This is a genomic window from Longimonas sp. (assembly GCF_040409695.1).
In the GTDB taxonomy this organism is placed as follows: domain Bacteria; phylum Bacteroidota; class Rhodothermia; order Rhodothermales; family Salinibacteraceae; genus Longimonas.
The window spans coordinates 1-8,372 of the sequence record NZ_JARWGJ010000113.1; the positions used below are offsets into that span (position 1 = coordinate 1).

An 8,372-nucleotide genomic window follows, 5' to 3' on the forward strand; every position below is an offset into this window, starting at 1 on the left:
ACGCGGGCTTTACCCAACATGTGCGGCAGGTGGAGTCCGGTACGGCAGCTTCGGCCCTGCTGGATGGCTTGGCCGTTGAGATCGATACGCTTTTTGCATTGTAGCGTACCAATACACACACCATGTCTTCCCCATTGAGTATTCCTCACTGACCAGCAGGACTATGGAACCGACTGTGACCGCCACGCCGACGGCACCACCCGAGTCGCTCCCTGAGAAAGAGCGCTACACCTACGCTGATTATGTTCAGTTGCCAGAAGGCGCTCCCTACCAGCTCATCAATGGATCGCTTGTCATGTCGCCTTCGCCTGCTTCGTATCATCAAATTGTGCACGCACGTTTATTTCTGGCGCTGGCAACGCGGGTTGACGATCACAATATGGGGCAAGTACTGTCAGCACCCATCGACGTAAAGCTCTCGGATACCAATGTCGTGCAACCCGACCTGGTATTCGTAGCGCAAGAACGGCTGGACGTAATCGGTGAGCAGGTAATCGACGGAGCCCCCGACCTGGTGATGGAGGTGCTCTCGCCGTCGACGGCCCATCACGACCTCACGACAAAAAAGCGGCTGTACGAAATGCATGGCGTGCAGGAGTACTGGGTCGTAGATCCAACGTCGCGGACCGTGGAGATCCATGCGAACACCGACGCGGGCTTTACCCAACATGTGCGGCAGGTGGAGTCCGGTACGGCAGCTTCGGCCCTGCTGGATGGCTTGACGGTCAAGTTGAAATCACTCTTTGCGTCGTAGCATCCCCCTTTCGCCTATCGCCTGATCTATTAGCTGTGTACTATGCCCGATTCGCTTCACGTTGTGCTTATTGACGCGTCGCTGGGCGATACGCATGTGCAGCGCAACTTTAAACGTGAGCTGGAGGCCGACCTGACCATCGTGCGCGTGTCGCAGGGCGAGTCGCTCCCGAGGCTTCCCACTAACGGAAACGCAATACCTTCGCTCCCTTTCGATGCCGTCGTCATCTCCGGGTCGCAGTCCTCGGTGTACGATGACCGCCCATGGATTGCGCGGCTTGCTACCTGGACGCGCCGGGTGCTCAACGCGGGGCTCCCGGTGCTCGGGGTGTGCTGGGGGCATCAGCTCTTGGCTCAGATGATGGGGGGTACGGTTGAAGACCGGGGAGCGTATGAGCTGGGATATGTGGAGGTGGAGCACGTCGCGTCTGATGCGCTCCTCGCGGGCCTCTCCAATCCATTCGTTGCGTTTGCCACGCACTCCGACGAGGTCACTTCCGTGCCCGATGAAGTGAGCGTGCTGGCCCGCAACGAGGCGGGCATCCAGGCGCTGCGAAAGGGACATGCGTACGGCGTGCAGTTCCATCCGGAGTATGACATGCGTACAGCGCGCGACATGATTCAGCGTAAGGAGCTCCCCATGCATGAGCTGAAAGCAGCGCTCGACACGGTTACCGAAGAGCAGGTGCGCGCTGCCCAGTCTACCAAGCAAATCTTGAACAACTTCCTGCGTACAGCAGCAATGTTACGCGCAAAACGGGATGAGGCATAACGAGGTAGGCGAAGTACAGGAATAGCAGCACGCGTAATAGCAGCAGGTGGCTTGCGTGCAATCGTTGTGCTTGCTACTCTGTATGCGAATCTGTATGTGAACACATACTAACCCGTGCGCACAGCACGGACTGCATTGCGACGTCATGCCATAATCCCCACCCTACATGCCTTCTGATTCCGCACTGGCGCCGTTTCGCGTGGTTTGTATTCCTCTCAACCGCGAAGCTGTGGTCACCTTCCTGATGCCCCCCGAGTCCACGCGCAAAGGCGCTTCTGTGCAGGTGCTTGCGACCCGTGCGACCGTGCGCGCTGAACGAAAGTGGGTCGACCAGATGCGACGCGCACCCGGGCTCGACAGCCTGCTCGGCCGAGACAACCCGAGGGGCCATCTGCATGAGACGACGACCGACCGGCTGGTGCCAACCGAGTTTTTGCGCGACGACCCGGCTTACCTCACGCGCAACATGGGCGGGTGGAGTCCGGTCTGGTTTGGGGTGATGCGGGCCGCATGGAACGCGTCAGAAGACGACCCGCTGCTCGAAGAAGCCGATGTGCTCGCGGAGTACGGCGATGAACTGCACTACTTCGGGGCCCATCCTGACCAGGTTAGGGCACGGCTGGCCACGGAGCTCGGCACGGAATCGGCAAGCGAAGCAGCGGCGGGGATCGTGCGTCTGCACGACTGGCGCACCGGGTACGACTTCAACGGAGCAGCAGCCGGCATGACCGCCTACGCCGATGCCCTCTACGAAGAGATCACCGCCCAGGGGCAGCTTACGCATCCCGACGAGACGGCGGCGGCGGTCCCGCAGGCGGTGCTTATCGACGAGCTACTCGGGCAGATGGTGCGCATTGAGATGCGCCGTCGTACGGCGGTCGCCGATGGGACCCCCGGGGAAGCCGACATGCTCGCAGACTGGCAGCAGCGCGTCGAATCCGATACCGGACTCATGCTTATTCTGAAGGGGGAGTATATCATGGGGCGGCATCGGTGTAGCACGGTGCTTATTGCGCCTGAGCTCGACCTGGTGGCAAAGCAGCCGGGCCCAGAACCCTTCCACGAGATCGAGCTGGGAGCAGATACGTACAACGGGCGCGCCGAAAACCGCCCGGTCCTCACGCGCGATGGCGCGCTGGTAACCGCCGCCGGGCGCCTGCGCCTGATTCTGGAGGAGGGGCTGGTCGAGCCGCTCAACCAGCTGTTCGGGCACGACGTGGTCCTGGTGTCGAGCCTCGGGTACATCAACGAGCCCTACGTAGACGGGCCAACGCTGCGCGAGTACGTGCTGGAGGATCCCAACCGCCTCACGCCCCACGTTTACGAGCTGGTTCTGTTTCATCAGCTGGTGTGCGAGCGCGTCGGGGTGGAGAATGGCGACTGGCACGCAGACAACTTCATGGTTGACCCGGAGCGTTCGCATCCCCTTGAGCACGACCATGGCAACAGCGCGCCCGGACTCATACACATCGACTGGGGAGCTGCTCGTCCGCTTCAGGATGATGAATACGGCAGCGCCCAGGCTGAAGCGCGGACGAACCAGGTCCGAAATATTGCTTACTCGTACCAAGAAGCATCTGTGGCCGACCGGAGCCGCAGGCTTCACGATGCACTCGTGTCAGATACCACGCGTATGGAGCGCCTGCGTAACGCAGCCGAGCGCTTCGCCGAAGGGTTTGACGTGGGTACGTGATAAACGCCGAAAACGAGCACAGATCATCCGTATCCCTACACCCCTAATGACTACTGCATAAGCGTATGAGCACCTGGTGGAAAGACGCTGTTGTGTATCACATCTACCCGCGTAGTTTTCAGGATGCGAACGCCGACGGCATTGGCGATCTGGTCGGCATCACACGGCGGCTCGACTACCTGGAATGGCTGGGCGTTGACGCGATCTGGCTATCGCCGGTCTACCCGTCGCCGATGGCGGATTTCGGGTACGACGTCTCGGACCATTGCGACATCGATCCGATGTTTGGCACGCTCGTGGATATGGAGGCGCTCATTGCCCGGGCCCACCGCAAAGACCTGCGGGTGATCATGGACTTTGTGCCAAACCACACCTCCGACGAGCATCCGTGGTTTCAGGCGTCGAAGAGCAGCCGCGACGACCCCAAGCGCGACTGGTACTACTGGAAAGACCCTGGTCCTGATGGCGGGCCGCCCAACAACTGGCTCAGCCGCTTCGACGGCGAGTCGGCCTGGGAGTGGGACGAGGCGACCGGGCAGTATTATCTGCATACCTTCCTGAAAAAACAGCCCGACCTGAACTGGCGCAACCCGGAGGTGCGTGCTGCCATGCAAGACGTGCTGCGCTTCTGGTTCGACCGGGGCGTCGATGGATTTCGCGTCGACGTGTCGTACCGCGTCATGAAAGACCCGGACTTTCGCGATAACCCGGTCAACCCCGACTGGACGCCCGATATGGATCCGTCGTTTCGGGTAGTGGAGCAGCACACGAAGAACGTACCGGACGTGCACCAATTCAACCGGTGGATTCGCAGCGTGGTCGACGAGTACGACGACCGGGTGCTGATTGGAGAGATGAATCTCAAGATCCCCGAGTTGGTCGAGCATTACGGCACTCCCGAGCAGCCGGAGTTTCATCTTCCGTTCAACTTCCGGCTGGTGTTTACGCCATGGGAAGCTGACAATGTACAGGCGCTTGTGGACGAGTACGAGCACGAGGTTCCGGACCATGGGTGGCCGAACTGGGTGCTCAGCAATCACGACCAGCCCCGGTTCGCCACGCGGGCCGGACGCGAGCAGGCGCGCTGTGGCTATCTCTTCCTGCTTACCGTGCGGGGGACCCCCACAGTGTACTACGGCGACGAGATTGGCATGGAAAATGTCGACATCCCTCCTGAACAGGTGCAAGATCCGTGGGAGCTGCTCTCGCCCGGTCTCGGGCTGGGGCGTGATCCGGTGCGCACGCCCATGCAGTGGGATGCAGGTGCCCACGCCGGATTCTGTCCCGACGATGTAGCGCCGTGGCTGCCTGTAAGCCCGTCGAGCGCGACAAGGAATGTAGACGTGCAGCGCGAGCACGACACCTCCATGCTGCACTTTGTGCGCCGCCTGATTCAGCTACGCGCAACGCATCGCGCGCTGCGGCGGGGAGCGTGCCGCACCCTCAGCGCGCCCGACGGGGTACTTCTCTACGAGCGCGCTGGCGAGGCTCACTGCTTCTGGATTGCGATTAACTTTCGCGGAACAGAAAAAACAGTGCCGCTCCCTGAATCCGCAGTGCAAGCCCGGCACGTCGTATCCACGTACATGGATGGTGGGGATGTAGACAACACCGGTTCGATAGACAAGGCGTTCGTGCGCCTGCGTCCGAACGAAGGCGTTCTGCTACGGGCGGATGCGTAGCGCTGTGAGCGGAGCGAACGGGTGCTCTTGGGGTGCAGTCTTGTGCCCACAAGTGTGCACATAAGTAGGATAAGCCGCCTCTAACAGGCACACGAGATCGCCACGTCGGTCGCAGGCTCTCTCCTCGCGATGACAATTTCGGCTCCTAACATTCAGGTGTGACAGAGCACTGCGTTGTGAGCCAGTCTTATTCGCCAGTCTCATTCACCAGCGGGTCTGCGCTCTACCCAGGTGCGACAGAGCGGTAGGTCTACGCCGCGAGCGCCCGGAGCTCGTCTTTAAAGCGATCGGCGAGCGCCTGAGCCTCTCCCTGTGTGGGCGCTTCCGTGTAGACCCGCAAAATGGGCTCTGTGTTTGACGCACGCAGATGTACCCACCCGTCTGGTAGGTCGATCTTGAGTCCGTCGATAGTAGCATGGGGCGTATCAGCGTACGTATCCTGCAGTTGCGCAAGGAGCGCGTCTACGTCAAGGCCGTCGAGAGGCAGTTTATCCTTTGCCATGGCATAGTGCGGCATGGCATCGTGGAGTTCGGCGAGCGTAGCCCCGGTGTCGGCCAGGTGCTGCAGCAGGAGAGCCGTGCCTGCAAGGGCATCGCGCCCGTAGTGCAGGTCGGGCAGGATAACGCCGCCGTTGCCCTCGCCTCCAAGAACGGCCTCTACCGCTTTCATCTTCTGGACCACGTTAATCTCACCGACAGCAGAGCGATGCACCGGCTGCCCGTGGCGCGCAGCTACGTCGTCGATAGCGCGCGAAGACGAGAGATTGGTAACAAACGCGCCATCGCGTCGATTCCAGAGAAAGTCGGCCGCAAGCACCTGCGTAAGCTCTTCGAGAATGATGCGTCCTCTGTTGTCGACAAGCGCCAGGCGATCTGCATCAGGATCGACCGCCAGGCCCAGGTCGGCATCGCGGTTACGAACGACCGCGGCAAGATCGGTGAGGTGTTCGGGGCGCGGCTCTGGGGGACGCTCAAACTGCCCATTGGGTTCGCAGTAGAGGCGGACGATGTTGGCGTCGCGCAGCCCGAGTTCATTGAGGAGCAACGGAAGCGCGAGGCCGCCTACCGAGTTGCAGCCATCTACGACAACGGTGAAGTCCTGCGCGGCAATCGCATCCGGGTCAATGTAGGGCAGATTGCGAATCGCATCAACATGAGCGGGTACGAGATTGGCCATCGTGTAGCTACCCATCTCGTTGTGGGGCACCGACGAGGTGGTAGAAGGGTCGGCCTCCTGCAGCGCACGTCCGGCTTCCGCATCCAGAAACTCACCGTTATGATCGAGGAGCTTGAGCGCGTTCCAGTCGAGCGGATTGTGCGAGGCGGAGAGAATCACGCCGCCAACCGCTTCGTGCTGTAGCACCCCCATTTCGACGGTAGGCGTAGGGGCGAGTCCGGTATCGAGTACGTCGCAGCCCATGCTCTGCAGCGTGCCCATGAGGATGCGCTGAAACGCAGCGCCACTCGGGCGTGCATCGCGCCCCACAACGACGAGCGGTTTGCGGTCGAGCGCGTCAGCACGTGCACGGCACCAGCGCCCAAACGCCGTTCCATAGCGCAAGACCACATGCGGGCCAAATCCGCGACCGATGATGCCGCGGATCCCCGATACCGATTCGATAAGGACGGAAGAAGACATACGCTGCTATAATATGGTTAGAGTAGAACGAGAGGTATCCCAAAGCGAAATAGCAGCCGTTTAAAGTACGGTGCGTCATTGCGTAGCCGCAGCAGGCGTCCTTGTTCGCGAGCGCGCAAAAGAGGATCTCGTTCGACCGCTCTTAACGGAACGTCACATTCCTGTGAAGGGTATCTTAGCACATCTAAAGTCCCCGTTTCTCGTCCGCTGCAAGAACGCATTATGAGTGAGCACACGGCCCGCTGGCGCTGGACATGGCGTCGCCGCTTTACATACTTGACTATCGCGGTTACCGCAACGCTCATTTCGTGGGGCGGCTGGGTAACGAGTATTGAGGCAGGCCTTGCTGTGCCCGACTGGCCAGCCACCTTCGGGTCGTACGATCCGTTCCGAACGGGGATGTACGATCCGAACGATCCAAGCGTACGTTGGTGGCTCAACATACCGGTGTTGGCTGAGCACGGACACCGGCTGCTTGGGGCCCTGGTAGGTATGCTTACAATGGTGCTTGCGGGCTGGACGTGGTGGGCGGACTCGCGCAACTGGATGCGAAAGCTGGGGCTTTTTGCGCTATTTCTCGTTACCGCTCAGGGCATCCTTGGCGGTCTGCGGGTCACGGAGCTCTCATCGGTGCTCGCTGCCGTACATGCCTGCACAGCGCAGCTTTTCTTTGCGCTGCTGGTAAGCATGGCCATCTTTACCACCGATACGTGGCGGAACCGGCGCGGACTGCTCCCGAATACCGGGCGTGGGCGCACCATGCGTGCACTGGCATGGGCAGCAGCCATCGGCGTATACATCCAGATTGTGGTGGGCGCTATGCTGCGCCACTCTACGCAGACGCTCTCCGGAAGCTTTGCTATCCTGCACATTGCAGGCGCTTTTGTCGTTACAGGGCTTATCTTTGCGGCTTTCGTCTACGTTCAGAAACACTGGTCTGATAGCCAGCCTGTGCGCTTGAGCGCCTGGGTTGTGCTTGTAGCTGTTGGTGTGCAATTTGCCCTTGGGCTTGCCGCCTATCTGGTGCTGATCCACGAAACGGCGCTGCAGGTGCGCAGTACGGCACAGGTGCTGCTCACCGTAAGCCATCTTGTGGTCGGGGCCATCCTCTTCGTGTCCACCATCGCGCTGGCCCTCTGGTCGCACCGGCTTGTGCCAACTACAGACGAAGTCCAGCCGGCGTTTGCTGGCGACACGGGTGCGCCCCACAGTGAGCCGCTACTTTCTGCTGAGCCTCCTGCGTCGCAGTCGTCATCGTAGCATGCCGCACGCGGCATGTTGGATACACGACGGACCTGCTCTTTCTATTGCCTTCCGCTACACATGGCTCGTACCAACTCTTCGTCAAACTCTTCGTCGCATACGCAATCGGTAGCTCTTGCTGCCGAAGCAGCTGAGCATACAGGGGCAGACCGTTCGCTGAGGGGACTGCTACGCGACTACCTTACGCTCACCAAGCCTGAGATCTCGTTTCTCGTGACGGTGTCGGCATTTGCGGGCTTTTTGTTGGGGAGCCCGGCTGCACTCAATCTACCCGTCTTGCTCTACACGCTGGTTGGTGTGGGCCTGTGTGCGGGAGGCGTTGGGATGCTCAATCACTGCATGGAGCATGACCTGGATGCGACGATGAAGCGCACGGCAGCCCGCCCGCTTCCATCTGGGCGCATCCCAGTACAGCAGGCCGAGTGGATCGGTACGGGGATGGTGCTGGCCGGAGTGGGGCTCCTCTGTCCGCTTGTCAACCCGCCCGCGGCCGTACTTGCAGCGCTAACGGCCATTCTCTACCTGTACGTGTACACACCGCTGAAGCGCTACACCACGTACAACACGCTG

The 8,372-nt window shown here is 60.7% G+C and carries 7 protein-coding genes; 6 read left to right on the forward strand and 1 reads right to left on the reverse strand.

The genetic code is table 11. The features are described from left to right. Positions 1-163 precede the first annotated feature (163 nt). The 4 genes from PPP56_RS07185 to PPP56_RS07200 all read left to right on the forward strand — a co-directional run bounded on the left by PPP56_RS07185 (position 164) and on the right by PPP56_RS07200 (position 4,900). Positions 164-754: a Uma2 family endonuclease gene (locus tag PPP56_RS07185; protein WP_353563360.1), complete on the forward strand. Its 591-nt coding sequence runs from the start codon at positions 164-166 to the stop codon at positions 752-754. Positions 755-796: 42 nt separating this feature from the next. Beyond that, entirely contained in the window at positions 797-1,525 is a 729-nt protein-coding gene (locus PPP56_RS07190) for a type 1 glutamine amidotransferase (RefSeq protein WP_353563361.1), read from the forward strand. Positions 1,526-1,691: 166 nt separating this feature from the next. Then, positions 1,692-3,218 (forward strand): hypothetical protein, encoded by a 1,527-nt coding sequence (locus PPP56_RS07195; RefSeq protein ID WP_353563362.1) that lies wholly within the window; start codon positions 1,692-1,694, stop codon positions 3,216-3,218. A 65-nt stretch (positions 3,219-3,283) separates the two neighbouring features. Next, a complete protein-coding gene (locus PPP56_RS07200) occupies positions 3,284-4,900 on the forward strand; it encodes an alpha-amylase family glycosyl hydrolase (RefSeq protein WP_353563363.1) in 1,617 nt (538 codons plus the stop codon). Between the two features lie 250 nt (positions 4,901-5,150). Here PPP56_RS07200 and glmM read toward each other — a convergent pair whose 3' ends face one another. Further along, on the reverse strand, positions 5,151-6,539 hold the full coding sequence (glmM, locus tag PPP56_RS07205) for a phosphoglucosamine mutase (RefSeq protein ID WP_353563364.1): 1,389 nt from the start codon (positions 6,537-6,539) through the stop codon (positions 5,151-5,153). Positions 6,540-6,761: 222 nt separating this feature from the next. Between glmM and PPP56_RS07210 the strand changes: the two genes are divergently transcribed. Beyond that, entirely contained in the window at positions 6,762-7,799 is a 1,038-nt protein-coding gene (locus PPP56_RS07210) for a COX15/CtaA family protein (protein WP_353563365.1), read from the forward strand. A 63-nt stretch (positions 7,800-7,862) separates the two neighbouring features. Then, positions 7,863-8,372, forward strand: a 510-nt coding sequence (locus tag PPP56_RS07215) for a protoheme IX farnesyltransferase (protein ID WP_353563366.1), incomplete at its 3' end; no start/stop codon positions are given.